This window comes from Leptolyngbya sp. FACHB-1624 (genome assembly GCF_047649235.1).
GTDB classification, from domain to species: domain Bacteria; phylum Cyanobacteriota; class Cyanobacteriia; order Leptolyngbyales; family Leptolyngbyaceae; genus Leptolyngbya; species Leptolyngbya boryana.
Genome location: NZ_CP180258.1, coordinates 2,199,449 through 2,225,692 on the forward strand (window position 1 = coordinate 2,199,449; position 26,244 = coordinate 2,225,692).

Here is a 26,244-nt window from a genome sequence, read left to right on the forward strand (position 1 = left end):
TTAGAGCAAGTTATATTTTCAGCAGGATTACGGACTGAGATGACTGAATCATTCAATCAGCGAGTTCGTATAAAATCGCCTGTAGAATTACTAGATTATTCAGTTAAATAATCGATTGTAGTGAATCGTATAGCTTAATTCGGTTGAGCGAGTTCCAATCGGCTTTGCTGGAATGCCCCCAACGATCGTAAAAGCTGGAACATTGCGCGTCACAACAGCACCAGCGGCAACAGCACACCCTTCGCCTAACGTTACGCCTGGCAGGATCATAGCGCGTGTCCCAATAAACACATAGTCTTCAATCACAACAGGGCGTACTTGTCCTAAGAATTCAGAGCACTGCAAGTTATGATCTGCGGTCAGAATACAAACCTCAGCAGAAATAGAGACATTTCTACCGATCGTGACTCCACCCCGTGTGTCGATACGACATTTCTGATTAATCACCGAATTATCGCCCATGATAAAACCATTTTTGGCATCAAAGCAGGTTCCTAAGAAAATAAAGCTTCCTTGCCCAATCCGGAATCTCAAAAAATGCCGATAGTAGAACAGCCGCAGATGATGAGAAGGGAGCTTATTAAGAATATGATTTGCAACATACAAAACTGCTTCTACTGCAATGTACTTCAACCCAATCAAGAACTTAAAGGCGGTTTTCTGAAAATCTGGGGCTAAAGCAACCATGATATTGGTAAAAGAAGAACACTTTCGGTTTAATACTGCATGAAAATTTGAACAGGATCTTTTTTTTAGGATTTTAGAGTACGTTATATTTTCAGCAGGATTACGGACTGAGATGATTCATCATTCAATCAAGAAGTGCGTGTAAAATCGCCCGTGAGATTACGACTTGCACCCTCTATATTGCAGTTCATTCCGTGAAACTACGAGCAATTGCTCAAGCCGAGAGGCTGATCTTTGCTCGATCGCATCACCTGCTCATAAAACTGCATCAATTTTTGCATATGATTTTGCAGCCCAAAGGATTGTTGTGCCATGCGCCGACCATTTTCGCCAAGTTGCTTTGCCAAAGCCCAATCAGTTGCTAGACGTTCTATATGATTAGCTAATCCTGCAATATCGTTTGGCTCAACAAGCAATCCTGTGACTCCATCCAAAACGCCTTCAGGAATGCCTCCAACCCGGCTGGCAATCGTCGCTCTCGCATTGAGCATCGCTTCATAAGCGACAAGTCCAGCAGGCTCGTGCCAAACCGATGGAAAAATTAAAGCTCTCGATCGCTGAATCAGTTGATAACTTGCTTCCATATTGAGCCAGCCATGCAAGGTGACTCGATCTGCTAAACCAAGCTGTTGAATCATCGTTTGCAAGGTTGCAGTTTGATTGCCAACTCCTGCAATATCGAGATGAACTGGCACTTTAACTTGTGCGAGCGCGCGAAGCAACCAAACTACTCCTTTTTCAGGAACTAAGCGCCCTAAAAACGCGAAGTGAGGAATTCCGATTTGAGGTGGCTCTTGAACATGCGCGACTTCTGTTGCACACACGTATAGTGTGTGAATTAAATGAGGTGGATAACCTTCGGCAATCATGTGTTCTGTGACAAACTCGCTATTCGTCAAAACTGGAATTTTTGCTAGAATTCGCTTCTCATTGAACAACGTCTGGAAGTTCTCCGCTAATCGGTGGGGACGGATACTTCCACAGTGATCAATCAGATGCCCCCACAAACACCCCTGCAAACTATAAGCGCGATCGCAAGGAGTTCCTTGTCGCTTTAAGTATTTACTTCCGCTTGGACAGTAAGCCTGATGTCCATGCATTGTTCTAATCGTCACAAAGTCTTCGGGAGGCGCAAGACTCACACTAGCATGAAGATGTAAAAGCTCCACTCCTAGACGTTTTGCTTGTTCGTATAGCGATGCTTCTGTCTCTGCTGCGATCGCTGAATTGTGGTCTGATGGACTTGTGTACTTAGAAAAGTAATAGACAGTATGACCAGCGGCTTGTTGTGCCCCTGCAATCCGTTTCAGATAGACCTCGACTCCCCCTTGACCTTCAAGATGATGAATGTAATGTCCAATAATCATCTCAAGCTCTCGAACTGTTCCAAAATTACCTTAGCCTGTTCAGCAGGCAAAATCAGAATGTCTTGATGTCTAGATTCAAGCTGGCTGAAATCTTGCACTTCTAGCTGAAATTTTCCGTGAGCCTGAGGGTGGATTGCGACTGCGATCGCATCTTCATACAGCAGTGCTTGTAAAGAGAGGTTGTGCTCCTTCAAAATTTGATCGGTCAGCGTTGAAAGCTCCATCAAAATCACAGGTCGATCGCGTTTGAGGGTTTCTGAAAGTCCTTGAAGTACAAAAGGTTCAAATCCTTCTACATCAATCTTGATTAGAGCAACTTCAGAAACTTCAAGCTCAGTCAAAACTTGATCACCTTTGCGAATCGGTAGAGCAATCGGAATATTCTGATTCCAAGATGCACCCGCTACGAAAGAACCTGTTCCCGTATTGTGAGAAGCAGGTTCGTAGTATGCTAGCTCGATTTCCTGTGCCCCTAGTCCAAAGGGGTGAATTTGCCAAGTGTGATCGGCGTAATTCTTCCATTTTGCAAGCAGTGATTGAAAAATTTTAGGATGTGGCTCAAAGCTATGAATCGAATCGACTTTGCCCAACATCAAATTAGAAGTAAAGCCGACGTTTGCACCAACATCAATAAAATGAACCGAACGGCGAAATTGAGCAAGGCAAGTTGCTATCGTAGTCAAAATTTGAGCATTTTGGGGTTCATAAGGCTGCGAAAAGAAGACTTGATAATCAATGCCAAATTTGAGATTACCTGAGTAAGGTTTGCCTTGCTCTAAGACAGTAAAATCATAGTCAAAAATTGCATCCTGCGGGACAGCCCAAAAGAGTAGATTACGCCCTCTCTTCACCCAGTAGCGAAAAAGATGGCTCACAGAATGCAAGATGCATTTCTCAACGGTGTTTGGAGTACGAGTAATCGCCAGTTGCATAGGAATTAGATGAGAGAGAGTAACGAAGATTTTTGTAAGCTTTTCAGCTGGTCGAGCAGTGCTTCCCAGTCTCCAGTTGGCACAATATAACCATTGATCCCTGGCTGGATATGTTCTTTCATGCCTGTGTCTTCTGTGACAATAGCTGGCACGCCACACGCGATCGCTTCCATTGGAGCATAGGAAAATCCATCTTCATACGAAGGATGAACATACACACTGGCACGCTGCAAATGGGGTAACGGATCACCGGGAGCAATCCGAATCCGACAGTCTCGTTTTTGCCAGGCTTCTAAATAGAGCCGCATACCCCGAGTCGTTGAGCCGCCGATTAAAATCAGTTCCGTATCACACCCTTGAAGGCGAGAAAAGGCTTCGAGCAGCACAGGAATTCCCTTCGCCACGCTCAGCGTTCCCGAATAGACAACCCGAAACTTTCCGTCGTTACAAGGTTGAGCAGGGGGCACAAATCGAGGATGGACAGAGAACTGTCGGATATTTAACTTAGATTCTGGCACGCCTGCTCTGAGAAACGACTCATAACTATAACTAGAGGCAACATGAATAATATCTGCTTTCTCATAAGCCTGCAGAATTTTTTGGCGATGTGCATCATTCAGCCAACTTGCTTCAATACCAAAATCTCGAATTGCTTTGAGATGTTGCCGAGCCACATTGTTGATATGACTGTTATCTGCTTGCAGTGCGAGAACGCGATATCCTAGCTGACGCGCGCGTTTAAAAGAATGAAAAGCTTGTCCAGCACACCCTGTCTCAAATTCATCTGCTGGGCGAAGTGAGGCAGCAACAGCGCGATCGAACCAATCATTAAAGTAATAATTAATCCAACCTGGACTAAACCGAAGCGGAGGACAACGAAACAAGAGTTTGCGGCGATTTGAGATTTCAACGGTTCTTCCAATGGCATCCTCTGCTTTCGGACGCGGAGTATAGTACTCGATCAAGCGATTCTGCGATCGCGCTTCTTCGACAATAAATGAGAAGTGTTGTCCCAGTCCTCCCACATCATAAGGAGCAGAGCAGGCTACCGTTTTTTTCATCGAAGTGTCCTCGGCTTTTATCGCATAGAATACTGAGTCTGAACCGTACTGGATGTCGGAGTTTCAACCGCATCAACAATCTGCTTTGCCATGTGATCCCATGTCTCCCGGTGCAATTGGGGGATAACTTGCGTATGCAGAATTTGCTGGTAGTAATTTTGATGACTTCGCCAATGATACAACTTATCAATTAGATGTGAAACATTGTTCGCATCGGTTAAAAGTAAATCTGTTAATCCTTGGGTATAGCGTTCTGCGACTCCAGCCGTTGCAGTCACAATTGCTGGAATTCCGCAGCATAGCGCTTCATGCACGCCTAATCCATAAGCTTCGTACCGTGTCGGTGCAATCAAGCAATCTGAAGCCCGTAATAGATCCGGTACATCAGAGCGAAAGCCGAGAAACTGAATGCGATCGCTCAATTGCTGATCTCGAACCCGCTGCCTCCAGCGCGGCAGTTCTGCACCTTGCCCAACGACGATCAAATCACTATCCCAAGTTGGGTCTTGGCACAACTGTTGCCAGGCTTGAAACAGAACATCAAAGCCTTTTCGTCGATCGCCTAATGCACCGATAAAAATAACGATCGAACGATTTAAAGGCAAATTGAGCTTTTGACGCAGGAATTTTACTTCTTCAACACCGGCAGCGTAGAACTTCGATGAATCAGACCCATAGTAAACTGGGCAAATTTTAGCGGGAGTTGCGAGCTTATACCGAATCAAATCAGAGACAGTTCGATGCGAATTTGCAATAATAATGCGGGCATTTTTCAAGCTGCGTTTTTCAGCTTGACAGTAAATTGGATGAGTCAACGCACACTTCAATCGCTGTACAAAGCTAGCTTGGGTGTTCGGCTGATAGGCAGCATGAACATAATGTACCCAGTTCACATCACTCCAACGGCAATTTCCACCATTGACTAAAACGCGCCCACCTTGGGCTGTGATGCGCTTTGCCCAGAATTGCCCAGCCGCATTGAGAAGAAACTCACCTAAAAAGTAAGACTTTGCAATTTTAGGAACCCGATGCCAGAAAACGTTTGGATAGTTTTGTAACTGGGAGTCAACTCGATGCGCGACAAGATGAACTTCAACCGATTGACGAGCTAAGTAATCGGCCAGAGCATAGTTGGCGCGATCCATTCCGCCTGTTTTTACAAAGTCGGCGGCAACGAGCAGAAAAGATTTCATGGTTGTCTCCGGAAAAAGATTACTTGCCATGTTTGATGTGCGTTGCTGCTGATACACAGAGGGCTGAATTGATGAGCCAAAAATCCATTCCGGTCTGGCTCATAAACGGAACATAGTTAAACGTAATAGCGATCGCGCCAATGTTGTGAGCAAGAATAATCGCGCCCCAAAGCTGTAGAGATGACCTGCGATCGCTAATAATTCGCCAGACTGCGACGCACGCTGCAATGAGCGCACCTGAATAAGCAATAACTAAAGGGATGCCGCCATCGAGTACCCAGCCTGTCCACTGAATTTCTGCCCAGATCGGCTGAGTCAATGGATTCAATTGATTCCCAAAATAGTTATTCATCATCCCCCATCGCGCTAAGCCTGCGCCCAGCGGGTATTGTGGGATGATCTTAGTGATTGTTTCTTCTAGAAAAATACCTCGGTTCTGATACAGTACTGCATCAGGTGGCTCAGTAATCAGGGACAAAAATCGTTCACTGGTGACTGATCCTCCTACACTCATTGCCCAAGTTGTGGTTGCGATTGCAATGAGAATGCCAGCGCCGATCATCGCTGTCAGGTGCCAGAGTCGCTTCAGTTGCAATAGAATTAATGCGGTCACAGCTAAGCAGACAAGCGCGAGAATGAAGATTGAACGGATTTGCGAAAGATAGATACAAAATAGACCGATCGGCACACTGATTACGCCCAGCAGCCGAAAAATCAGATGCCCTTGCTGCAAAGCAATACCTGTACCCAGGAGTAAAGCGTAAAATCCAGAGGTTGCTGCACCTCCAGGCAAATCCGTTAGCCCGGTTGGGCGATAGAGTGTCAATCCATTGGCGATTACGATTTTTAAGTGTTCACCTCCGAACGCGCCTTCTTCAATATTTGAAGAAATGGCAAATTGAAAGATCTCGGGATAGTAAACTTGTAGCACTCCGACGATCGAGCTTAGAACATGAAATCCCCAGAGTAGATAGACCAGCCAAAGAAAATCACGCTCTTTGAGATCGAGCCGACTCACCCAGAACAAAGGTGCAAGAATCGCTAAGTACATCAGGCATTGAGCAGCTCCGGCTGGAATACTACTCAAGTAAGGATGCCAAAAGAACTGCAACATCATGATGCACATCACAGCGATCGCCCAAGGTTTAGCCGGATGCTTTAATCCAGTCTTCGGAATTCTCCATAAAAAAGCTAAGCTTAAGCCAAATACGGCAATCCGAACCAGTGTTCTGAACTCTGCAATAGCCGGAATCAGAAGTGAGACTTGGAAGATGAATTGGCTCACAATAAAAGCGTGTAACCAAGAAAACTTCGGGATCTGAAATCGGACTGAAGAAGATGCGACTGGAGAGTACGTAAGTCGCGAATATTCTTCCTGATGTTTCACAGCTTTACTATTCATAAGCTTAGGAACTTCCTAACATATTGAGCATTCTGCAGGGACTAAGCTGTTAGAACAGCAATAAGTCATCATGTCAGATCCGAATCGGTATGTGATGTTTGTCGGTTCAACTTGAGCAATTAGACTGTCTCAACTAAATCCGAGTTGTAGTTACGGCGGACGTATTCGTGATACTTATGCGCTAAATGCGTACCAGGCTTGAGGCAATTTGCAACGATACCTAAGACTGGGCTACCCGACATTTGCAAGCCCCGCAGCGATTCGATTAAAGCCGTTCGACCTGTATTGCCAAGCCCAACGACCAGTACACTTCCATCCACTTGACCGGATAAGATCAAGCTATCTGAGAAGCCTAGCACCGGAGGTGCATCGTAGATAATCAAATCAAATTCCTCTTTGAGGCCTTCCATGAGCGTCTTCATCTTGCTCGACGACAAGAGACGACTTGCATCCATCTGAGCCTTGCCCGCCGTTAAAACAAATAGGTTCTGCTCCATTGCAGACTGTTGGATCAACGTATCTAACGGAGCATCTGAGGTAAGATACTGGCTTAAGCCTTGTTCATTCGGAACTCTTGCATAGACATGCACTTTCGATCGATACAGATCCGCATCCACGAGCAAAACCCGCTGACCCATCGTTGCAGCCGCAAGTGCCATATTCATTGCAACGGTTGATTTACCATCACTTGCTAGCGCTGAAGCAACGACGATCGAATGCAATGGATTTTGCAGATTCGTCATTGAAAGGCTGAGATTCAAGCTCCGAAATGCCTCGCGGAAGATAGCAGCATCTTCGCTTAAGTCGATCGAGAACGTTTGAGCAGGTTTACCCGCATTTTCAGCCAAAGCTCCACTCGGTAGATTCCGTAACGAAGACATTGCGGGCAAGCTTGGTTCATGCAGGTTCTTGTAGAACGGAATGACGCTTAGCAATGGAATCTTTGTATCCTGTTTGAGGTCTTCCGCAGAATAGAGAACATCATCGAGTTTATCGACGAGGAGTGCTGCTAAAACACTGAGAAACAGGCTGCCGAGAGCGCCTAATGCCGCACTTTGAGGAATGCTTGGGAAAATCGGTGCTGGACGTTGGGAAGGGGCAGAAATAATCTGCCAGGGCTGTGTATTTTGTGCCGCTTCGATTTGCAATGTTTCACGACTGGCAAGGAAGCGATCCAAGCTATCATTCGCAACCTTGAGTTCTCGCTGTAGATCGACATCTTGACGAATCAGAGACGGAATTGCCTTTAAATTCACTTGCAACTGCCGAGCCGTTGCTACGAGGGAGCGATCTCTCGCCTCTAGCGCATTGATCTCATTGCTCACTGTAATCAACTGGCGGTTGAGTTCAATTAACGTTCCACTCAGGTTGCCTTGAGCTTGTTTCACGCCAGTTGTACTCAAAGTTTGTCTTGCTTCTCGTTCCATTTGAGCAAGAATTCCCTGGCGCTTCTTGATCAACGCTTGCACAGGAGGAGCATCTGGAGTGAGGCGCTCTGCGTTCATTGACAGCTGAGTTTCAACTTGCTGGAGTTGCGATCGTAGTTCTTGAAACGCTTTCGATTCACTGAGTGCAGAAGCCGCGATCGCAACTTCAGGAGTATTGCCGACCTGCTTTCGCAACGTTGCGTAAAGTGCTTTGGACTCAGCCAGCTTTGCTTGAGTTTGCTTTTGATTCGTTTCAATCTCACTACTGAGAGTAATCAAGTATTTTGCGCGATCTTCTGGATTCACAATCTGGTTTGATTCTCGAAACCCTTGGAGTTGACTTTGAATCTGATTGACTCGGGTGTAAAGTCCAGGAAGCTGCTTTTCGACAAACTTAATTCCTTGCTGAAGATTGCGACTTCTTAATTGCTCCCCATAATCCAAATAGTTCTGCGACAGCTTCTCAACCACGGATAGCCCTTGATTCGGATCGTGATCGAGATAGCTGACTTCAAGAATTTCAGTATCTTTGAGGCGAGTCACAGAAAGTGATGTGAGAAACTGATCAAACTTAAGATTCGGATATTCTTTTTGCAGTTCTTTGAAAGCAGGCTGTAACACCTGAGAACTTTTGAGTACTTGAGTTAGAGTCGTAAAATTCGTACTAGAAGTAAGTTCACTCAGCCCCATACTGGCTTGCTGTCCCAGCATTTTGCCTTTATCTGCCTCAATCAATAGCCGGAATGTACTCATATAGACAGGCTTGCGCGAGACTGACCATGCCATAGTTGCACCCAATAGAATTAGAGCAACGACTGCGACAAAGAGCTTTCTTCGCTGGACAATATCCCAGATTTTCTTGAGATCAACTTCGGAACGGCTCTCCGTGTTTTTCAGGCTAAAAAGGTGCAGCGGAGTTGCGTGCTCTCGCTCAGATTGATACAGCTTGGATAAAGGATTAGTACTCATGAACTCAAGTGGGTATTCCGTGATGCTACTTGCGTATTTTCTGCTGGCAGTGCAGAACACCATCAGGTTGCGCCCAGTATTTCACGCCATTTTGATTCCAGAGTCCGTAATGGTACTGAATCTCACGTTTTGAGCAGTACTGATAATCTAGGGATATTACAGGGTGGAAATTCCCTAGAATCGTTTACCTTAACGTTTGCCTGTACCTTCTTCTAATTGTCACATTTGCCATTAACTTCAATATGAATAGGGCTTTAACTCGCTTGTGTCTAGGCTTGTCAATGGCAATGATTCAGCCGATCGTTGTGTTGGCTCAGACTCCAATGCCACCCTCTAGAACGCTGCCGCTCCTGCAAGCAGGCGTAACCCCCAAATCTGAGATTACGTCAGCGATCGGAAGTAGCTACAAGTTAGGCGCAGGAGATTTAGTGCGGCTCGATCTGTTTGATGTTCCTGAACTCACGCTGGAACCACGCTACACAATTCTACTAGACGGTATGTTGAATCTACCGTGGGTAGGCAGTGTATCAGTTCAGGGATTGACGCTGAATCAAGCTTCAGAGCGCTTAAAAGAGCGGTATCAAAAATTTATCAAGAATCCTGTCGTTACAGTGAGTTTGGTTGCGCCCCGCCCTTTGAAAGTCGGCATTATTGGTGCAGTCAATCGTCCGGGATCTTACATCGTCAATACGATTGGGAGTGAAGTGAACCAGGCAAGTTTGAGCCAGCGAAGCTCGGCTGAGAGTGGGAGCCAGTGGCCGACCGTTTCTAAAGCAATTCAAACTGCGGGTGGGATTGCTCAACTGGCAAATGTCAAAGAGATTGAAGTGCGCCGTCCCACAGCAGATGGTACGCCGGAAACAATCAAGGTGAATTTGTGGAAGTATCTGAGAGAAGGTGAGCTAGCACAAGATATCCCACTCCAAGATGGCGATACAGTGTATGTGCCCATTGCAGAGAAGATTGATCCAACTGAGGCAACAAACATTGCAATGAGCAATTTTTCGCCTGAGCAAATTCAGGTGAATGTGGTTGGTGAGGTTGTTCGACCAGGGGGTGTTGCTGTACGTCCGAATTCGACGTTGATGCAGGCAATTCTCGCAGCAGGCGGTGTTGCACCGGGGCGAGGTAAAAAGACGAAGATTGAATTAGTGCGTTTGATGCCGGATGGATCAGTGAATCGACGAGAATTTAAGTTTGATGTTGCGATCGGATTAGATGAGAATTCAAATCCAGCAATTCATCAAAACGATGTGATCATTGTGAATCGTAGCAGTACAGCAAAAATTTCTGATCTGTTAGGAGCAGTTGTTAGCCCAGTCACAGGAGCTTTTGGATTGCTACGACTCTTGCTAGGTAATTAGTCTAGTCGTTCGCCACAATAATATCTGCTCATGAACTTCAGGATTGCTCTCGAATCCTGAAGTTCGCTGGTGTTTCGGTTTTGCTCAACAGATACAACCCAGATTTTCGCGGATGCAATATAGTCGATGATTTGATGGTGCATCCACAATAAATTCAAATTGATCATTACACCAAGAAATTATCTAGAAACGTTCTCTTTTCTTCTACAAGCTAAACGAATCCCCGCACATCTACGTAGCTCTCTAGTAAAAGAAACTCTGTAAAATTCAAGTACTAAAATTGATTCGATTTAGTAAGTTTGCAACTATTTCTATCGACCCAGCCTTGGCGACTCATCCTGATCATTGCGGTTGCCCCTTAAGAGTTAGTCGAATGATTGTTCTGGGAGAATTCTACCTGTCAATTTGCTCAGATTTCTTATTGATCTTGTCACACCTGTATTGTAATCATGTCGTACATTCAAATCTCAAATCACATTGAAGCCCCCAGTGTTAGTAGATCTGTACGGAATCCGCATACCCCGCTGCGAATTTGTCATCTATCAAAGTACTATCCACCTCAACCCGGTGGGATTGAAACGCATGTGCGTGCTATCGCCACTTCGCAAGCTGCACTAGGGGCGAAGGTTGATGTTTTGTGCGTGAACACTTGCGATCGCGAAGGTCGAGAAGCTCAGCAAACTCACACGATCGAAGAACTCGACGGTAATGTACGCGTGATTCGACTAGGACGACTGTTGAATGTTGCACGCGTTGATGTTTTTACAACCTTCTCTCAATATTTTGATAGACGCAGGGCTGCCTATGATATTGCTCATCTACATACGCCGAATCCCGCAATGGGAATGCATTGGGCATTAGCAAATTCAACGATTCCGCTGGTTGTGACGCACCATAGCGATATTGTGAAACAGCGCGTACTCAAGCATGTTGTCAATCCGATGCTCAAGCATATTTACCATCGGGCGGCGCGAGTTTTGATTGGTAGCCCAAATTATCTAGCAGGATCAGATTTTCTACGTCCCTATCGCGATCGCGTTGAAGTTCTTCCCTTTGGGATTGATTTATCCATTTATCGCCAGCCGACTCCAGCCGCGATCGCTTACGAGAGACGATTAAGGGCAATGCATTCAGGTCCAATTTGGCTGTGTGTGGGGCGCTTAGTTTATTACAAAGCCTTGCATGTCGCAATTGCCGCTTTACGCGACGTTCCTGGCACCTTAATGATTGTTGGAAAAGGCGAGTTAGCAGACGCCTTGCAGCGTCAGGCAATGGACATTGGCGTGGGCGATCGCGTGGTATTTAAGCAGCAGCTTACTCAAGATGAACTGGTTGGAGCGTATCGGGCATCGACTGCTTTATGGTTTCCGTCGAATGCGCGTAGTGAAGCATTTGGGTTAGTGCAAGTAGAAGCGATGGCAAGTGGGTGTCCGGTAATTAATACTGCAATTCCAAAGAGTGGAGTCACTTGGGTGAGCCGAGGTGGAATTGAAGGATTAACGGTTCCGATGAATGATGCAGAGGCATTAGCAGAAGCTGCTAATCGGTTGTTAAGAGAGCCTCAGTTACGGGGAAAATTGTCGATCGCAAGTCGCACGCGATCGCTGCAATTTGATCAAGATCTGATGGCACAAGAGAGCTTGAGAATTTATGAGCGAGCGATCAATCGCAAGGAAACAGCATTCGTATAAGTTGCAATTTCAGACAGATAGCTTAGCTCAAAGAAGGCTATATTATTTTGATTTTCAGAGGTGCATCCTTCGCAGAAATAGCGTTACATATAAAATTGTTGGATGAGGGGAACCATGTCTAGTCTTGCTGAACAGTTACTTTCTCAACAGCCAAATTGGGATCAAAATCAGGACTTTCTGCATCAGATTGATGCAGATCGAGCGGGTCACTCTTCGATTGATCAGATCGAACAGGACATTGCCCAAATTTGGAAACAGGCGCTATCCGTCGAGCAGATTCAGATTCACGACAATTTCTTCGACTTGGGTGGAACCTCAATGCTGGCAATCGATGTACTCGAAGAACTCGAAGAACTGTTTGACCGAGATTTGAGCCTTGCCAGTATTTTTGAAGCCCCTACAATTCAGCAACTTGCACAGAAGATCAAAGCGTGTAGCCCTTCTGCGTGGTATTCTCTTGCTCCGCTGCAAACCAAGGGTTCTAAGCCCATTTTGTTTGGTATCCATGTGCTGGAATATCGCAGTCTGTGTCAGCATTTAGGATCTGATCAGCCTGTCTACGGACTGCGCTACGGGATTGCTCAAGAGTCGATCGAGCATGTTCCAGATTTACCCCGTCAGATCGAAGCCTTAGCAGGTCATTACATCCAAGAAATGCGATCGCTACAGCCTCAAGGACCTTACTTTTTGATGGGCTTTTCTTTGGGCGGCAGAATTGCGCTGGAGATGGCGCAACAGCTAATCGCGTCTGGGCAGTCAGTCGGTTCGCTGATTGTTTTTGATACTTTTCTCAGCAAGCGCTTGAGATGGAATTCGTTCAAGCAGACGATCACTAGGCTTTCGGAGCTTGAACTGAGTGAAATCATCCGCAGAACTCGCGCAGCATTGTTTCCTCGTGTCCAACCTTCTCCTGAGAGAGCTTATAAAGCGTATCAAGCACATCCACTTGGAGAATCTCATTTTTTCGAGCCGTATTTGCCAAAACCTTATCCGGGTAAAGTCTTACTCTTCCAGGCTCAAGAGCGCGAAAGTGGAGTTTTGCAATCTCGAGAAGCACCGGAAATACTTTGGAAAAGTATTGCTTTAGGAGGGTTAGAGGTTCATGAAATGCCTGGGGATCATGGAGCAATGCTGGCGGAGCCATATGTGCAACAATTGGCTCAGATTTTGAAGCAGAGCTTAAATCATCATTAGCCAAGACTCAAGCTTTCATGCCCTAAACAAAGTACAAGGTTGCACTTTGCTTTCTCGGCAGACTCGCAACCGAGTTCTCACTTGATAATTCGTAAGCCTGGGACAGTTTGGGCTGCTCGATAGAGCCGTTGATCATGCAGCCTGAAGCCCGCGATCGCTGAGCAAAAGCTGGCGTGACGCGGGCAATTAAACTATGCGATCCAAAGCGGCAATTACATCAACTGTTTGCAATTCTCGATGCTCAGGTCAAACATCATGACAGCAAGAGAGCGACTACCGCGACATTGCCAGCGGTCGAGCTTTGATTTTCTTCTCACGCGCCCAACTCGATAAAGACCAGAGATACAAAAACGCAACTCCCGCAACAGCAGCACCCAATGCCCATTTCGTGCCCTTCTTGACCAGATTCTGCGTCTGTTGGGCGACGGTTGCTTTGAGTTGGGCTTCTACCTGCTGAGCTTGCGCTTCCACGCCTTCTAGCTGCTGCTTGCGAAACTGAGGAACATTAAAGTTCTCTACGGAGCCAATTGTCGATCGCTGGACTAACGCTTTTACTTGTTCATCTGACAACTTGCCTAATTGTTCTTGAGCCGCTTTGGTTCGATCGCGCTGTTGTGCGAGTTGATTCACCAGCTTGGCGTTGTTTTGATTGTAAATTCGCCAGCCTGAGCTAACTGTGAGCGGAACTAGAAGCAAGTAAACGATCGCATAAATTAAAAGCGCCCACGACAAGGGCTTCAGCGCAAACCGCTCGACCTTATGGCGACTCGTTTCCTCACCCAAAAAAATCAATCCGAACCCAACTAGCGGAAAGCCAACTCGCTCGACCAAATTTCCAACCGTATTGAACTCCCAATCCGAGTTAAACACTTGAAACGGATATAACAAATCGACGAGATCGAACACACATAAGACTAAAATTCCATAGCCTACGATTCGCAAACCTGCGATCGCCTTTCCGGCAGAAGACGACTCAAACTGCATAATCACTCTACTTTGCTAACGTTTTGGAAATCTTGGCGACCACCAAGCATAAATCTCTTGCCAAACTGCGACTAATTGCTGATGAACGGCATCCACCGACTGATTCGCAATGGGTGCTGAAATTGTAACCCACAAACATCGGGAATCACGCAAATCTTCTGTGCCTAAAATCACCGGGATAGCTCGATCAAGCTTCAGATCGTACGTGTTGCGATTCGCGAAAAATTGCGCGTGCGTCACGGTACTCGAACCGCGAGGATTGATACAAGAACTGAGATAAGCAGTCTGTTCATGCTCAAATCGATCGTAAAAACCAGTCTGTCCTTGCTGCTGCTGAGATTTCACAACAGCTTTTTGAGAATCAATCCCATAGGCAGATCGATAGCTCGCAATATCTCCATCTGATTCTGGCAGGTAGTAAATTTTTACTTTGAATGCCTGATTGTCTTGTTGATAAGTATATTCATAGCCTTTGATGTCTCCCCAATCTCTAAGCAAGCTTTTCGTTTCAATCGCCTGTCCTGCAACAAATTGAGCTTGATCGAGTTGTACTTGATTGGGAAACTCAAACACTGAATCTTGACCAAGATTCGGATCAATCACAATTCTGCCAGCAACTAGAACAATGCTGAAGAGAGTTAGCCTGAATGGCACAAGAGAGAAAATCATAGAAGATTAGCGAGATGAATGCTCTAGAGACTTCTCTGAGTGAGAAATTTCTGGCTTTGGCTGCTCGATTAGAGACTGACAGTAACCACTAAAGATGAACATCGAAATCATCGAAAAGAACTGCGCACCTTGACTGCCATGCCAGTAATCAAATCCTGCTGTATTGTGACTTGCAACTAAATGTGCTAACAGCATGATTCGGAACCCATTCACAATGAATGCAGAAAGAATCGCGATCGCCAGAACCCAAAACTTTTCTCTGTGACGAGTGGGATAAACCATTAAAAAAAAGAATGCCACTTTCAACGAAACCAGAATTGCTTCTAAGCCTGAACACCCTGGATAGACATTCACCGTTCCCGTTGGCAACGAGAGTAAGGTTCCCTGGCGCTCGACTAGAAATCCGCAATACCACATCAGCGTAAAAGAATACTTTGCCGTGAGCAGGCTAGAGTTGATGAGGCGATCAACTAGAGTCAACGCTTGCTCTAACGGCAACGCGATCATTGCAACCATCCAAAACTCGCGTTGATAGTGCTTGAATTGCTGAAATCCTACTGCGATCGCAGCCATTGCAATCCCAATCAGCAGCGAATTCAAGCCAAGAATACTACCACTCGCGCTGGTCAGATTCCATCCGCGCACAAGTAAAAGTGCGATTAAGAACCACCCGAACAGCTGCGCCCCCCTTTCCCGTCTCAAAACAATGAGATCGCGGCGTTGCCAAAGCCGATAGAACACCGCAGACCAGCCGATCAGTTCGATCGAAACATAGTTCAAATTGCCCGTAAATCGCCAATACATCAGCAGATGGAGGCTGATTAATGCGATCGCGACTCCAGCAAACTCAGCCTTCACGTCGCTGAGCATCTGAATGAGTTTCAACCGATAGCGCAGGAAATACATGAGTAGGATTAAAGAGGTAGAGGCAAACTGCTAGGATTTGCGAATGGCAGTTGCCAAGCAAAGATCCAAGAACATTGAATTCACGATCGCTCAGGTTTAACCACCAGTCGCCAAGGTCGCTCGAACTCGACGCAGGATATCGCCAAGGGTTTGAAACTCAGGATTCTGCGATAGAGCCAAAAGCGCAGTGCCACTCGTTTCATTCACCACTTTGTTGTAAGACTGAATTGCTGTTCTCAGCGCATTCATATTGAATCCTGTACAAGCTAAAGCACTCGCCTCGCCACAGCCTCCAAATACGGCTTCACTTGCGATCAGCATTTCTGCCAAGCCCTGAGACAGTTGCAAAATCTCAGCCGACGTTAAACTCGTATTCCCAAGTGACAGTACCATACTTTTCGCAGCTTGCAACGTCAATGGAGACGCATTCGCAATATCCAGTGCAGCAAGCACACCTGCTAGTACCGCTGCTACTTTAGAATTTGGAGCAAGAATCGTTTCAGTCATCTGCTTCCCTGTAGCATCTTTCAGAGCAGGAGAGGTCGATGTAAATCGCAACTCAACCTGACCCTCTGACTTTGATAGAATCTCAACTCGAAGATCGCGCGCCACACCTTGACGATCGTTGCCAAAGATTCTAAAGCGACCATTCTGATTGCCCAAGGTATCCACATAGCGAGTAAACCGAGTTGCAATCTGGCTCGGTATACTGCTTTCACCCTCTAGGTTGAAGCGCACAAATCCCGGAGCATCTTGCTCAACTCCTGGCTCATTCGGCGGAACTGCGGACTGAGAAATCACGGTTCTGAGTTCTCCGATCGTTTCGTTATATCGATACAAGCGACCTGTTGAAACCAGAATATTCGCGATCGTTTGTTGAGTTGGATTACCAGATCTGAGCGCCTGCAAGATGCGAATGATCTCTTGAGTAAACTGAGGTGACGGGTTCGGAGGCACAATCCCAGATCCAGGAGTCAGTCCGTTCGATCCAGGGGGAGTGTGAGCAAGACTGGGTGATACGATCGCGAAAGTAAAAACTGCGCCCAGTGCCAGCGTGCGCTTCCAAGAAACTAAGGTTTGATGCATAAGAATTCACTAAAATTTAGTACCGATAGCCTGCGTAGTTGAAACCGTAACCAATCCCGAAGGAGAACAAGGTATTGTTATCGTTGCGACCCAAAACATTGCCGACAACAAAGGTCAAGAACAGCGGAGTTGTCTTCAGGGGCACATAGGAAACACCCAAATTGAGATCTTGTCCTGTCCAACTTGCGATCGCGGATGCCTGTGGCACAACCCGCAGTCCAGCACTTGCAAAGACTCCCACTCCTCCTCGGCGATTTTCAATGTTCTCAAAGCTGCGGAATCGTCCACCGCCAACTCCTAGCGTTAATGTCAAAGGTAAAGAGTTAACTTGATCTGCAGGACGCAAATCGAAGATTTTACTTGCAACACCATAAAAGGTCGAGACGGTATCCCGATTCGCTTCACCCCAAACGATGCCTTCATCTAAACCGATTGCGATCGCGGCTTTTCCAGGGAGCGCACGATGGAGTTTTAGCCCGATATCGCCATTTCGTCCGAAGCGTCGCAAACTGCCAATGTTCGCATTAACTTCTAAACCGAGGGCACGCTCAGAGTCGCCTAATCCAAATCCAGCACTCAGCGCACCATCCGATTCGTTGATTCTCGGTCTGCGGTTAGAAAATGCGAGTCCAATGAATGCATCCCCAAAGTTTGCGCCAAAAGCACTGGGAACACCAACAGTTGAACCGGGAGAATAGGCAGGAATCCGCAGTTCGGTCAAAGGTTCAATCGTTAAGCGCTGACGTAAGCTCTCTGTATTTTCGCTGGCTTGAGTGATCGAGCTTTCTGAAATTGAAGGCTCTGCAAGTAATTGGCGAGCGCTAGCTTGAGATTGAGTGTTGAGAAAATTTTCTTTAGTGACACCTGCTAAGCGCGTCGTTTCGGGCTTAGAGATCGGTGTTGCGGGTTTAGAGATTGGTTTTTCAGGCTTAGAAATTGGCGTTTCGCGCTTAGAAAACTCAATTTCACTTGCTTCAGCCGTAGGAGTAGATTTAAGCCAAGACGCATCCTTAGGATGTTCTAAATCGGGCTTTTCAGCTTGGCGATCGTCCGATTTGAGATTGTCCGATTTGACAATGACTTTTGCTTTGAGGTCGAGAGTAGCTTTGCTATCTGAGGTAGCTTTTGCCGCGAAGCTCATCCCCCCAAATCCAGCAAGGATGAAACCGAATGCGAAACATCGAATCCAGAGGACTGATATCGGAGGGCGTGGACTTGAGTAGGAGATTTTCATAAACTGGGGCTTTCGTCTTTATCTGACTGAGAAAGAATCAAGGAGATCCGCACCGACAGTCTATAGAGAGTCTCTCTACGTATACTCCGTAAATTTGTGTATCTTTTTTGTAAAAATCTGCAAAAGGTGAGTGCTCTTACTGAAAGGGTTGATTCAGTGAGTTTATCTAGCTTTCTGGAATCGAGGTCATGATTTTGTAGTTAAATTTACAAGCTTTTAGATAGACTGCTCTCATTTCAGGTTGCATCTTCAGACTTCGCTACTTTGCTCTATCTACGCTTGTCATCCCATCGATTTCTGGGTTGGCAATGATGAAAACACAAATTCATTCTTTTTTATCGATCGCGCTACTCATCGGGACTTTAGTTGTTGCTCCTCTCCCCGTCTCGATGCCTGTCTATGCTCAGACAGATACGATCGCGCAAGCAATTTCAACTTACAAAAAAAGCAATCAGCGTTGGATTGAAGTCGATCTTGCACGGCAACGTGTATATGCCTGGGAAGGAAAAAAACAAGTTTATGCAGTGATTGTTTCGACCGGGAAACCAAGCACTCCAACTGTGAAAGGCGTGTTTAAAATTCAATCTCAGCATCGGTTTGCACGCATGCGGGGAGAGGATTATGACACTCCAGATGTCCCGTATACGATGTACTATTATCGCGGTTATGCGATTCATGGCGCTTACTGGCATCACAACTTTGGAACCCCTGTCAGTCATGGCTGTGTGAATGTTGCAGTCGATCACGCGAGATGGCTATTTTACTGGGCAGAGGTTGGAACACCTGTCATTGTTCATTAATTCATTGACGAGTCTAGAATCACTCTTGCTTCGTATGTCTTAAGTCAGGACACTTTCACAGCAAGAGTGATTTTCTATGTCTTAGGAGAGGTTTTCTTAATCTTTTATTAACCCTTTTTTAACTTCTTGTACAATCTCTGCATCGGATGGGTTTGCATCTCTGAACACAAAGCACCGTAGCTGAAGACTAGAAACTGTCTTCCTACATGAGTGTATTCAGCATTTAATCCGGGTGTATTGCGTCAGAAATATTAAACTGTGAGGAAGATAGGCATGACAAAATTGAGAACGCCAAGTTGGGCGAACAAATTGTTCTATCTTCTAGTCCTGACCGATCTTGGGTTCATCTTGCTACACTTTTTGGTCTTTATTTATAGTTCGCGGCAATGGAGTCCGACTTCTGATGTGCATTTCTATTCTGTTGAGCGCGATCGCGGAATGCCAGAATTTTTCCAATATACAAAGGAATTTTGGTGTGTGCTGATACTCGGCTTTATCGCATTGAGAAAGCGGGTACTAACCTATCTAAGCTGGATGTTTCTATTTTTGTATCTATTACTCGATGATTCACTCAGCATTCATGAAAATCTAGGGCTATATGTCGGGAATCAGCTAGGATTTACCACCCTGTTTGGTCTACGGAGTGCAGATTATGGAGAGATCCTAGTATCCGGCGTGATCGGGCTATGCTTGCTAGCAGGCATAGGGTTTGCGTATCGGATGGGAGATCAGGTGTTTAGAAAAAGCTCGAAAGTCTTAATCAAAAGTCTCTTGGCGCTGGTCGTATTCGGAATTGTGACAGATACTATCCATATCGTCACCCCGGATCAGTTCAATAAGATGATTGGACTACTAGAGGACGGAGGTGAGATGCTAGTTATGAGTGCAATGACCGCTTTTATTTTTATGCTGCCCGAACAAGTACAGCAGCACAATCTCAATCTCACCTCAGTCGCTACACTGCCTCCGCGAGTCGTCGAGCTTGAATCTCAAGATAGATCAGTAAAGCGTTGATATCAGCAGGATTGACTCCGCCAATTCTGCTCGCTTGTCCGATCGTTAAAGGACGCACTTTCGATAGCTTCTCTCTTGCCTCTTTTGAAAGCGTTTCGATCTCGTGATAGTTCAAGTTTTCCGGCAACTTGCGATTCTCTTGCTTACTCACTTGATCGATCTGATGCTGTTGGCGCTGAATGTAGCCGGAGTATTTGATATCAATCTCGGCTCCTTCTTTCTCAAAACGATTTAGCTCAAGATTGCCTAAGCCGTACTGCTCTAAATCCGCATAGTGAAATCCAGACCGACGCAGCAGTTCAGCTAAGGTAATTGATCCTTTGATCGCTTGCTGCGTTCCTTGCGCGATCGCTTTACCAACTTCATCGAGTTCCTTAATGCGAGTTTCATGCAGTCGTTCTTTCTCGGCAGCAATGTTTTCTTGCTTTTGCGTGAACAATGCCCAACGTCGATCGTCAATCAATCCGATCTCACGTCCTAAAGGCGTTAAGCGCTGATCAGCATTGTCTGAGCGCAGAATTAAGCGATACTCCGATCGAGAAGTCAACATCCGATACGGCTCACGCAAATCTTTCGTACACAGATCATCAATCAATGTGCCAATGTAGCTCTGTTCACGCGGGAAAATCACCATTTCTTGCCCCTGGCACAATCGAGCCGCATTAATTCCGGCAACTAACCCTTGGGCTGCTGCTTCTTCATAGCCTGTTGTGCCATTGATCTGCCCCGCACAGAACAATCCGTTGATTTTTTTAGTCATCAGTGTCGGATAGCATTGTGTCGCAGGGAGATAGTCATATTCAACGGCATAAGCAGGGCGAAGCATGGCGCAGTTCTCTAGACCCGGCAGCGATCGCAACATTTGTAGTTGGATTTTTTCAGGCAATCCGGTCGAAAAGCCTTGAATATACAATTCTGGGATGTCTCGCCCTTCAGGTTCGATGAAGATCTGATGGCTTTCTTTATCTGCAAAACGCACAATCTTGTCTTCGATACTCGGACAGTACCGCGGTCCTTTCGCATCGACCCAACCACCATACACCGGCGAGAGATGCAAATTTTCTCGAATAATCCGATGTGTCTCAGCAGTCGTGCGCGTTAAATGACAGTCCATCGTTTCACGCTCGACCCACACCTCTGGATCGAAGCTAAACCAACGCACATCTGGATCGCTCGGTTGCGGTTCGAGCAGGTCAAAATTCACCGATCGACGATCGACTCGTGCCGGAGTCCCCGTCTTCAGCCGTCCGGTTTCAAATCCGAATCGATTCAGCGTTTCGGTTAAGCCGATCGCAGCAAATTCTCCAGCACGACCTGCATCCATCGACTTATTGCCGACCCAGATTTTCCCACCCAGAAACGTTCCTGTCGTCAGGACAACTGCCTTGCACTCAAAAGCTACGCCAAAGTAGGTTTCGACTCCAATCACTTCATCATTCGCATTCAGCACCAAATCAGTTGCCATGCCTTCGCGAATGGTCAAATTTTCTTGATTTTCGACGATCGTCTTCATCACTTGGGCATATTCACGCTTATCCGTCTGCGCCCGCAATGCCCACACTGCTGGCCCACGCGACGAATTCAAAATCCGCTTCTGCAAATAAGTCCGATCTGCCATTTTCCCAATCTCGCCCCCCAAAGCATCCGCTTCGTGAACAAGCTGAGATTTTGCTGGCCCTCCCACGGCCGGATTACAAGGTTGCCATGCGATTTTGTCCAGATTGAGCGTCAGCAGCAATGTCCGACAGCCCAAACGCGCCGCTGCCAATGCCGCTTCACAGCCAGCATGTCCGGCTCCAACGACAACAACATCATAAGCATCGAGAAAATCCACAGGCGCGTTCATAAGTCACAAGACATAGCGGTGCGTTTTCTATTTTAGGGCTATACCTGGAACTCAGGCAGGATACCGGGAATGTTAGAAGAATCTAAACTTGAAATAAACTGCTGCCCGAATCGTCATGCTTGAGCTATCTCCCCCAAAACAAAAGCTGTTAGATTGGCTTGAAGATTACATCGATCGCTATCATGCTGTGCCGTCTTATGGCGAGATGGCAGCCGCTTTGGGCTACAAGTCAAAAGATACAATTCGATTTCATTTAACGGATTTGAGAGCGGCAGGCTATGTGGCTTGGAAAGAAGGATCGGTGAAGTCGCTCGTGATTTGTAAGCCGCGATCGCGGACGATTCCGATTCTCGGGGTGATTGCAGCCGGGGGGTTAGTCGAAACCTTTCCAGATTCAGAAATTGACGAGTTTGTTGATATTTCCACCTTGCCGCATTTTGTGGGAAAAAGACGCACGCAGATGCAAGAGTATTTTGCCCTACGGGTGAAGGGAGATAGCATGATTGGAGCCGCGATCGCGGATGGCGATGTTGTGATTCTGCGAAAGACATCTGAGCCGAAGTCGATTCAAAACGGTGAGATTGTTGCAGCTCGGTTTGAAACGCAAACGACGTTGAAGCATCTCTTTTGGAGTGGAGATCAGATCATTCTGCAACCTGCGAATCCGAGCTATCCAGTCATTGAGAAACGTGCGGAAGATGTTGCGATCGAGGGAATCTTTGTGGGCTTAGTCCGAGGATTAGTCTAGTTTCGCTCTCCAGGCAGAGATTTACAAAAGGCAGAACTGAAAGAATAGGGCTGTATTGCACTTAAATCATTGCACTTAGGCTTAACTTCTATGACTTTCAGTTTCTTTGATCTGATTTGGATATTCTTTATTTTTTCCTCCTTGCAACCGCTCTGGCAGCGCAAACAGATTGAGACAAAGCGATATCGCACCCTAAAGCAGATTGAGCAGAAACATAACAGTCGAGTGATCTTGCTGGTGCATCGCCAAGAATCGATTAGCTTATTAGGAATTCCGTTATCGCGCTACATTACGATCGAAGATTCCGAACAAATTCTCAGAGCAATTCGGTTAACTCCGCCAGATGTCCCGATTGATTTGATTTTGCACACGCCAGGTGGATTAGTTTTAGCAACAGAACAGATTGCAAGAGCGTTGATTCGCCATCCTGCCAAAGTCACAGTGCATGTGCCTCACTATGCAATGAGTGGTGGAACCATGTTGGCATTAGCAGCCGATGAGATCGTCATGGATGCGAATGCTGTCTTAGGACCAGTCGATCCGCAGTTAGGAAATTTCCCGGCTGCTAGCATTCTCAAAGTTGTCGAAGAGAAGCCGATTTCTGAAATTGATGATCAGACCTTGATCATGGCGGACTTGTCGAGAAAAGCGATCGCTCAAGTTCAGCGCTTTGTCAGAACCTTACTCAAAGATTCTGTGCCCCAGCAGAAGATTGCGCCAGACCGGATTGAATCTGTGATTGATGCCTTGACCACTGGGAAAGTGACTCATGATTATCCGATTACGGTAGAGGAAGCTTCAGAAATGGGCTTACCGATCAGTGTAGGTCTGGGTCGAGAGATTTATGACCTGATGGAACTGTATCCGCAACCTCAAGGAGGTCGTCCTTCGGTGCAGTATATTCCACTGCCTTATGAGCGGCGACCTTCATTGCCTGAGCCAAAAGGTAGACCTCTACCAGAAGGCGCAAACATCCATTGAACCACTCCCACGGCTAGAAGCACGTGGGATTCAGGCTTCAAGCAGAGATTGCAGGCTGAGCCTGTCTGACATCTCCTAAGCCTATGGACGGTTTCTCGCCCATTTTGATATTTTTAGCGGCGCTTTCATCCCGGTCATGCAGCGTATTGCATTCGGGACAGCGCCACTCTCTAGTTTTCAAATCCAGCGATTCTAAAACGTGCCCACACTTAGAACACATTTTGGAGCTAGGAAACCACGGGTCACGATACTCCACAAGTTTTCCTTTCTTCTGAGCTACCCATTCCAGAATGCTCAGAAATTCACGCAACGCAAGATCCTGAATCTTTCGCCCCCAAAGACGCTGCATCCCTTTGAGGTTCAACGTCTCAAAATAGAGAACGTCGAATTGATTCGTCAACTCATGAGCGAGTTGCCAAAACCAGTCTCGTCTTTGGTTGGCAATCTTTTCATACTGTCGCACCAAATGCTTTCTGGCTTTCTCTCTCTGTTTTGATCCTTTCTGCTTGCGCGATAGTTGCTTGCAGGCTTTCCGAATCGCATTTAAGCCTTGCTTGAAAAAGAGCGGTGATTCAATCTTGAATCCTTCTGAGCAGGTGAGGAACGTCTTCAAACCGAAATCAAATCCAGCGATATTACCCGTCTCGAATTGGGTCTCTGGTTCAGCAACGCTATCAACCACCACAACCATGAATAACTCTCCTAATGGAGTGCGCTTAATGGTTAATGTTTTGACTTCTCCCTCTATTTCTCTGGAGTTCCAATACTGAAATACACGGCTTCCAATCTTGATACGATTTCCGCCTAAGAACTTGTATCCTGCTTGTTTCAGGGTGAACGATTTGTACTTCTTGGCTTTCTTAAAGCCCGGTGGCTTAACTCCTTTCTTGTGGTGCTTAAAGAACAGTTGGTAGGCTTTCTCAATGCGTTGACAGATATCCTGTACCGCTTGAGAGCCGATTCGTTGCCAGTGAGATTTACGTTTTCTCAACTTGGCAATATGGCTTTGAAGTTTCGCGCAATTCAAATGCTTTTTCCACATCCGGTAGTACCGTTTATGGAGTGCAATACAGTGGTTATAGATATTTGCCGCAATGTTGATGTCTTGCTTCAAATACCGATTCCGCTTGTGTTGGTAAAGCTTGAATTTCAACGTCTTCATAACTACTATCTTCGCATACCTGAACAGCACTTAAAAGTGCAAAGCGTTACATCCCACCCATGAATGAGGTGGGCTTTACTTGCCACCCTGTAAAAAAACTAAAGCGATGATCCTTGTCGAGAATCATCGCTTTAACTTTTGAATCAACCAAACTTCAGTAAATTGATGCTAATCACTTGAGCTATAGCGTTCGCTTTCCATGAATCACTGTCACGATCGTCACTTCATCATCAGCCACTTGATAAAGAATGCGATAACTATAGACAATTTTTTCTCGCAGCAGTTCATCCCCGAATTCTGGGACAGTTCGCCCTAATAGCGGAAATTTTTCTAAACTGCGGGTTGTCTTGAGAATCTGATCGACAACTGAACTGGCCTATGCCGGAGAATCTCTTGCAATGTATTCTGCGATCGCATCTACATCTGCGATCGCTTTCGGTGACCAAACTACTTGATAAGCCATTTATTTAAGTGCTGCTCAGCAAGCTCTTGAGAAACAGTCCCTTGAGTTTTTGCAGCTTCCAATCCTTGCTGAACTTTCGTTAAAACATAGAGATGGTACTGGATATCCTCCAACGTACAATCATCTGGAAGTTGAGTCAGGAGACTAGAAATCGCTTCTTTCGGAGTCGTCATAAAATTCAATCCAAAATTCAACAACCAAATTCATCTTAATCCACTCGTTCTAACTGCCACAAAATCTGATTTCCCTCGCGTCTGACTCGTGACACGACCCAATTTCGCCACACCCAATGATCCCCCCGGCTCGTCACAGCATTCGCATTAATATCCATCAAATCCGCCAGTTCAGAACTTGAAATCAAATAGCCCTTACTGGCAATCTCATCTGCCATATGTAACATATCAACCAAATTCCGTAACTGTTCGACTCGCACTTCACGCGGAACAACCTCGATCGCATCGATTGAACTAGGAGTCTCAGACATCACAACCTCAGCAGCATTAGGGGTAAGGGTCAAGGAAACCTGAAAATCAGGCATTTTCAACTGAGGCATCTTACCTTGAGAAAACGCTCTCGCAATCACATCACAGCGTTCATTCCCTGGATCACCGGAATGCCCCCGCACATAACGCCATTCCACTTTAGGGGAATCGAGTTCATCCAACTGTTCCCAGAGATCCTGATTCAGTACAGGCTTGCCCGCCGAAGTCTTCCACCCTTTCTTCTTCCAACCAGGTAGCCACTTCGTAATTCCATTTTTCACATACTCACTATCGGTATACAGAGCAATCACCTTCGACTGTCCAGAATCCTTAAAAAATTTCAATGCCGCGATCGCAGCTTGCATCTCCATCCGATTATTGGTCGTCTCTGGCGATCCTCCACCTAACTCCTGCACTGTACCATTCTCGAAGTAGACAACTACTCCCCAACCTCCTGCACCGGGATTGCCGGAACATGCGCCATCGGTGTAGATTTTCTGAATTAAGGGAGAAGTCATAGGTAGAATTCCAAAGCTAACCTAGACTACCGCATTGTTTCACAATTGACAGGGTGAAGGTGAA

General features: G+C 46.2%; 22 protein-coding genes and 2 pseudogenes. 7 read left to right on the forward strand and 17 right to left on the reverse strand.

Annotated elements, in window-relative coordinates:
• Positions 1 to 99: 99 nt before the first annotated feature.
• From ACMUEV_RS10090 to ACMUEV_RS10120, 7 genes are all read right to left on the reverse strand, one after another.
• Positions 100 to 687 carry an acyltransferase gene (locus ACMUEV_RS10090; protein ID WP_017289222.1) on the reverse strand — a complete coding sequence of 196 codons (588 nt, stop codon included), beginning with the start codon at positions 685 to 687 and terminating at the stop codon, positions 100 to 102.
• A gap of 200 nt (positions 688 to 887) precedes the next feature.
• Positions 888 to 2,054: a glycosyltransferase family 4 protein gene (locus tag ACMUEV_RS10095; RefSeq protein WP_190652679.1), complete on the reverse strand. Its 1,167-nt coding sequence runs from the start codon at positions 2,052 to 2,054 to the stop codon at positions 888 to 890.
• Positions 2,051 to 2,986, reverse strand: a complete 936-nt coding sequence (locus ACMUEV_RS10100) for an FkbM family methyltransferase (RefSeq protein ID WP_190652678.1) — start codon at positions 2,984 to 2,986, stop codon at positions 2,051 to 2,053. The genes ACMUEV_RS10095 and ACMUEV_RS10100 overlap by 4 nt, the downstream gene beginning before the upstream one ends.
• Positions 2,987 to 2,991: 5 nt before the next feature.
• Positions 2,992 to 4,047 carry a glycosyltransferase gene (locus tag ACMUEV_RS10105; RefSeq protein WP_190652677.1) on the reverse strand — a complete coding sequence of 352 codons (1,056 nt, stop codon included), beginning with the start codon at positions 4,045 to 4,047 and terminating at the stop codon, positions 2,992 to 2,994.
• A 17-nt stretch (positions 4,048 to 4,064) separates the two neighbouring features.
• Positions 4,065 to 5,240, reverse strand: coding sequence for a glycosyltransferase family 4 protein (locus tag ACMUEV_RS10110; RefSeq protein WP_242044668.1), 1,176 nt, complete (start codon positions 5,238 to 5,240; stop codon positions 4,065 to 4,067).
• A 19-nt stretch (positions 5,241 to 5,259) separates the two neighbouring features.
• Positions 5,260 to 6,642 carry a hypothetical protein gene (locus ACMUEV_RS10115; RefSeq protein ID WP_190652675.1) on the reverse strand — a complete coding sequence of 461 codons (1,383 nt, stop codon included), beginning with the start codon at positions 6,640 to 6,642 and terminating at the stop codon, positions 5,260 to 5,262.
• 119 nt (positions 6,643 to 6,761) lie between these two features.
• A complete protein-coding gene (locus tag ACMUEV_RS10120) occupies positions 6,762 to 9,038 on the reverse strand; it encodes a GumC family protein (RefSeq protein WP_017289216.1) in 2,277 nt (758 codons plus the stop codon).
• Positions 9,039 to 9,280: 242 nt separating this feature from the next.
• Here ACMUEV_RS10120 and ACMUEV_RS10125 point away from each other — a divergent pair, with 242 nt between their 5' ends.
• From ACMUEV_RS10125 to ACMUEV_RS10135, 3 genes are all read left to right on the forward strand, one after another.
• A complete protein-coding gene (locus ACMUEV_RS10125) occupies positions 9,281 to 10,402 on the forward strand; it encodes a polysaccharide biosynthesis/export family protein (protein WP_242044666.1) in 1,122 nt (373 codons plus the stop codon).
• 449 nt (positions 10,403 to 10,851) lie between these two features.
• A complete protein-coding gene (locus tag ACMUEV_RS10130) occupies positions 10,852 to 12,093 on the forward strand; it encodes a glycosyltransferase (protein ID WP_190652674.1) in 1,242 nt (413 codons plus the stop codon).
• Between the two features lie 114 nt (positions 12,094 to 12,207).
• Positions 12,208 to 13,287 carry an alpha/beta fold hydrolase gene (locus ACMUEV_RS10135; protein WP_190652673.1) on the forward strand — a complete coding sequence of 360 codons (1,080 nt, stop codon included), beginning with the start codon at positions 12,208 to 12,210 and terminating at the stop codon, positions 13,285 to 13,287.
• Between the two features lie 273 nt (positions 13,288 to 13,560).
• Here the strand turns inward: ACMUEV_RS10135 and ACMUEV_RS10140 are convergent, their stop codons facing one another.
• The 5 genes from ACMUEV_RS10140 to ACMUEV_RS10160 all read right to left on the reverse strand — a co-directional run bounded on the left by ACMUEV_RS10140 (position 13,561) and on the right by ACMUEV_RS10160 (position 18,073).
• Positions 13,561 to 14,271 carry an HpsJ family protein gene (locus ACMUEV_RS10140; RefSeq protein ID WP_190652672.1) on the reverse strand — a complete coding sequence of 237 codons (711 nt, stop codon included), beginning with the start codon at positions 14,269 to 14,271 and terminating at the stop codon, positions 13,561 to 13,563.
• A 15-nt stretch (positions 14,272 to 14,286) separates the two neighbouring features.
• On the reverse strand, positions 14,287 to 14,940 hold the full coding sequence (locus ACMUEV_RS10145) for a cyanoexosortase A system-associated protein (protein ID WP_190652671.1): 654 nt from the start codon (positions 14,938 to 14,940) through the stop codon (positions 14,287 to 14,289).
• A gap of 6 nt (positions 14,941 to 14,946) precedes the next feature.
• Complete coding sequence (crtA, locus tag ACMUEV_RS10150; protein WP_190652670.1) at positions 14,947 to 15,846, reverse strand: cyanoexosortase A; 900 nt, start codon at positions 15,844 to 15,846, stop codon at positions 14,947 to 14,949.
• Between the two features lie 96 nt (positions 15,847 to 15,942).
• Positions 15,943 to 16,932 (reverse strand): hypothetical protein, encoded by a 990-nt coding sequence (locus tag ACMUEV_RS10155; RefSeq protein ID WP_190652669.1) that lies wholly within the window; start codon positions 16,930 to 16,932, stop codon positions 15,943 to 15,945.
• Between the two features lie 16 nt (positions 16,933 to 16,948).
• A complete protein-coding gene (locus tag ACMUEV_RS10160) occupies positions 16,949 to 18,073 on the reverse strand; it encodes a hypothetical protein (RefSeq protein ID WP_190652668.1) in 1,125 nt (374 codons plus the stop codon).
• 401 nt (positions 18,074 to 18,474) lie between these two features.
• Here ACMUEV_RS10160 and ACMUEV_RS10165 point away from each other — a divergent pair, with 401 nt between their 5' ends.
• Together ACMUEV_RS10165 and ACMUEV_RS10170 are read left to right on the forward strand one after the other, a co-directional pair.
• Positions 18,475 to 18,966 carry a L,D-transpeptidase gene (locus ACMUEV_RS10165; protein ID WP_199329654.1) on the forward strand — a complete coding sequence of 164 codons (492 nt, stop codon included), beginning with the start codon at positions 18,475 to 18,477 and terminating at the stop codon, positions 18,964 to 18,966.
• Positions 18,967 to 19,239: 273 nt separating this feature from the next.
• Positions 19,240 to 19,980 (forward strand): hypothetical protein, encoded by a 741-nt coding sequence (locus ACMUEV_RS10170; RefSeq protein ID WP_190652667.1) that lies wholly within the window; start codon positions 19,240 to 19,242, stop codon positions 19,978 to 19,980.
• Here the strand turns inward: ACMUEV_RS10170 and mnmG are convergent.
• On the reverse strand, positions 19,922 to 21,826 hold the full coding sequence (gene mnmG, locus ACMUEV_RS10175; protein WP_190652666.1) for a tRNA uridine-5-carboxymethylaminomethyl(34) synthesis enzyme MnmG: 1,905 nt from the start codon (positions 21,824 to 21,826) through the stop codon (positions 19,922 to 19,924). The genes ACMUEV_RS10170 and mnmG overlap by 59 nt on opposite strands.
• A gap of 115 nt (positions 21,827 to 21,941) precedes the next feature.
• Here mnmG and lexA point away from each other — a divergent pair, with 115 nt between their 5' ends.
• Both lexA and ACMUEV_RS10185 read left to right on the forward strand, forming a co-directional pair.
• Positions 21,942 to 22,574: a transcriptional repressor LexA gene (gene lexA, locus ACMUEV_RS10180; RefSeq protein ID WP_017289202.1), complete on the forward strand. Its 633-nt coding sequence runs from the start codon at positions 21,942 to 21,944 to the stop codon at positions 22,572 to 22,574.
• Positions 22,575 to 22,664: 90 nt separating this feature from the next.
• Positions 22,665 to 23,555 (forward strand): SDH family Clp fold serine proteinase, encoded by an 891-nt coding sequence (locus ACMUEV_RS10185; RefSeq protein ID WP_190652665.1) that lies wholly within the window; start codon positions 22,665 to 22,667, stop codon positions 23,553 to 23,555.
• Positions 23,556 to 23,592: 37 nt separating this feature from the next.
• Here the strand turns inward: ACMUEV_RS10185 and ACMUEV_RS10190 are convergent, their stop codons facing one another.
• From ACMUEV_RS10190 to rnhA, 4 genes and pseudogenes are all read right to left on the reverse strand, one after another.
• Entirely contained in the window at positions 23,593 to 24,717 is a 1,125-nt protein-coding gene (locus tag ACMUEV_RS10190) for an RNA-guided endonuclease InsQ/TnpB family protein (protein WP_190652664.1), read from the reverse strand.
• Between the two features lie 181 nt (positions 24,718 to 24,898).
• Positions 24,899 to 25,078 (reverse strand): annotated as a pseudogene (locus tag ACMUEV_RS10195) (type II toxin-antitoxin system RelE/ParE family toxin); the annotation flags it as partial.
• 86 nt (positions 25,079 to 25,164) lie between these two features.
• Entirely contained in the window at positions 25,165 to 25,353 is a 189-nt protein-coding gene (locus tag ACMUEV_RS10200) for a hypothetical protein (protein ID WP_017289198.1), read from the reverse strand.
• Between the two features lie 398 nt (positions 25,354 to 25,751).
• Positions 25,752 to 26,180: pseudogene (gene rnhA / locus ACMUEV_RS10205) on the reverse strand (ribonuclease HI); the annotation flags it as partial.
• Between the last annotated feature and the right edge of the window lie 64 nt (positions 26,181 to 26,244).

Coding starts and splice junctions, on each gene's coding strand:
- ACMUEV_RS10125 (WP_242044666.1), top strand. CDS start 9,281: ATGAATAGGGCTTTAACTCGCTTGTGTCTAGGCTTGTCAATGGCAATG.
- ACMUEV_RS10140 (WP_190652672.1), bottom strand. CDS start 14,271: ATGCAGTTTGAGTCGTCTTCTGCCGGAAAGGCGATCGCAGGTTTGCGA.
- ACMUEV_RS10115 (WP_190652675.1), bottom strand. CDS start 6,642: ATGAATAGTAAAGCTGTGAAACATCAGGAAGAATATTCGCGACTTACG.
- ACMUEV_RS10170 (WP_190652667.1), top strand. CDS start 19,240: ATGACAAAATTGAGAACGCCAAGTTGGGCGAACAAATTGTTCTATCTT.
- ACMUEV_RS10145 (WP_190652671.1), bottom strand. CDS start 14,940: ATGATTTTCTCTCTTGTGCCATTCAGGCTAACTCTCTTCAGCATTGTT.
- ACMUEV_RS10185 (WP_190652665.1), top strand. CDS start 22,665: ATGACTTTCAGTTTCTTTGATCTGATTTGGATATTCTTTATTTTTTCC.
- mnmG (WP_190652666.1), bottom strand. CDS start 21,826: ATGAACGCGCCTGTGGATTTTCTCGATGCTTATGATGTTGTTGTCGTT.
- ACMUEV_RS10160 (WP_190652668.1), bottom strand. CDS start 18,073: ATGAGCTTCGCGGCAAAAGCTACCTCAGATAGCAAAGCTACTCTCGAC.
- ACMUEV_RS10155 (WP_190652669.1), bottom strand. CDS start 16,932: ATGCATCAAACCTTAGTTTCTTGGAAGCGCACGCTGGCACTGGGCGCA.
- ACMUEV_RS10165 (WP_199329654.1), top strand. CDS start 18,475: ATGATGAAAACACAAATTCATTCTTTTTTATCGATCGCGCTACTCATC.
- ACMUEV_RS10135 (WP_190652673.1), top strand. CDS start 12,208: ATGTCTAGTCTTGCTGAACAGTTACTTTCTCAACAGCCAAATTGGGAT.
- ACMUEV_RS10200 (WP_017289198.1), bottom strand. CDS start 25,353: ATGACGACTCCGAAAGAAGCGATTTCTAGTCTCCTGACTCAACTTCCA.
- ACMUEV_RS10110 (WP_242044668.1), bottom strand. CDS start 5,240: ATGAAATCTTTTCTGCTCGTTGCCGCCGACTTTGTAAAAACAGGCGGA.
- ACMUEV_RS10095 (WP_190652679.1), bottom strand. CDS start 2,054: ATGATTATTGGACATTACATTCATCATCTTGAAGGTCAAGGGGGAGTC.
- crtA (WP_190652670.1), bottom strand. CDS start 15,846: ATGTATTTCCTGCGCTATCGGTTGAAACTCATTCAGATGCTCAGCGAC.
- ACMUEV_RS10130 (WP_190652674.1), top strand. CDS start 10,852: ATGTCGTACATTCAAATCTCAAATCACATTGAAGCCCCCAGTGTTAGT.
- ACMUEV_RS10120 (WP_017289216.1), bottom strand. CDS start 9,038: ATGAGTACTAATCCTTTATCCAAGCTGTATCAATCTGAGCGAGAGCAC.
- ACMUEV_RS10090 (WP_017289222.1), bottom strand. CDS start 687: ATGGTTGCTTTAGCCCCAGATTTTCAGAAAACCGCCTTTAAGTTCTTG.
- ACMUEV_RS10100 (WP_190652678.1), bottom strand. CDS start 2,986: ATGCAACTGGCGATTACTCGTACTCCAAACACCGTTGAGAAATGCATC.
- ACMUEV_RS10105 (WP_190652677.1), bottom strand. CDS start 4,047: ATGAAAAAAACGGTAGCCTGCTCTGCTCCTTATGATGTGGGAGGACTG.
- lexA (WP_017289202.1), top strand. CDS start 21,942: ATGCTTGAGCTATCTCCCCCAAAACAAAAGCTGTTAGATTGGCTTGAA.
- ACMUEV_RS10190 (WP_190652664.1), bottom strand. CDS start 24,717: ATGAAGACGTTGAAATTCAAGCTTTACCAACACAAGCGGAATCGGTAT.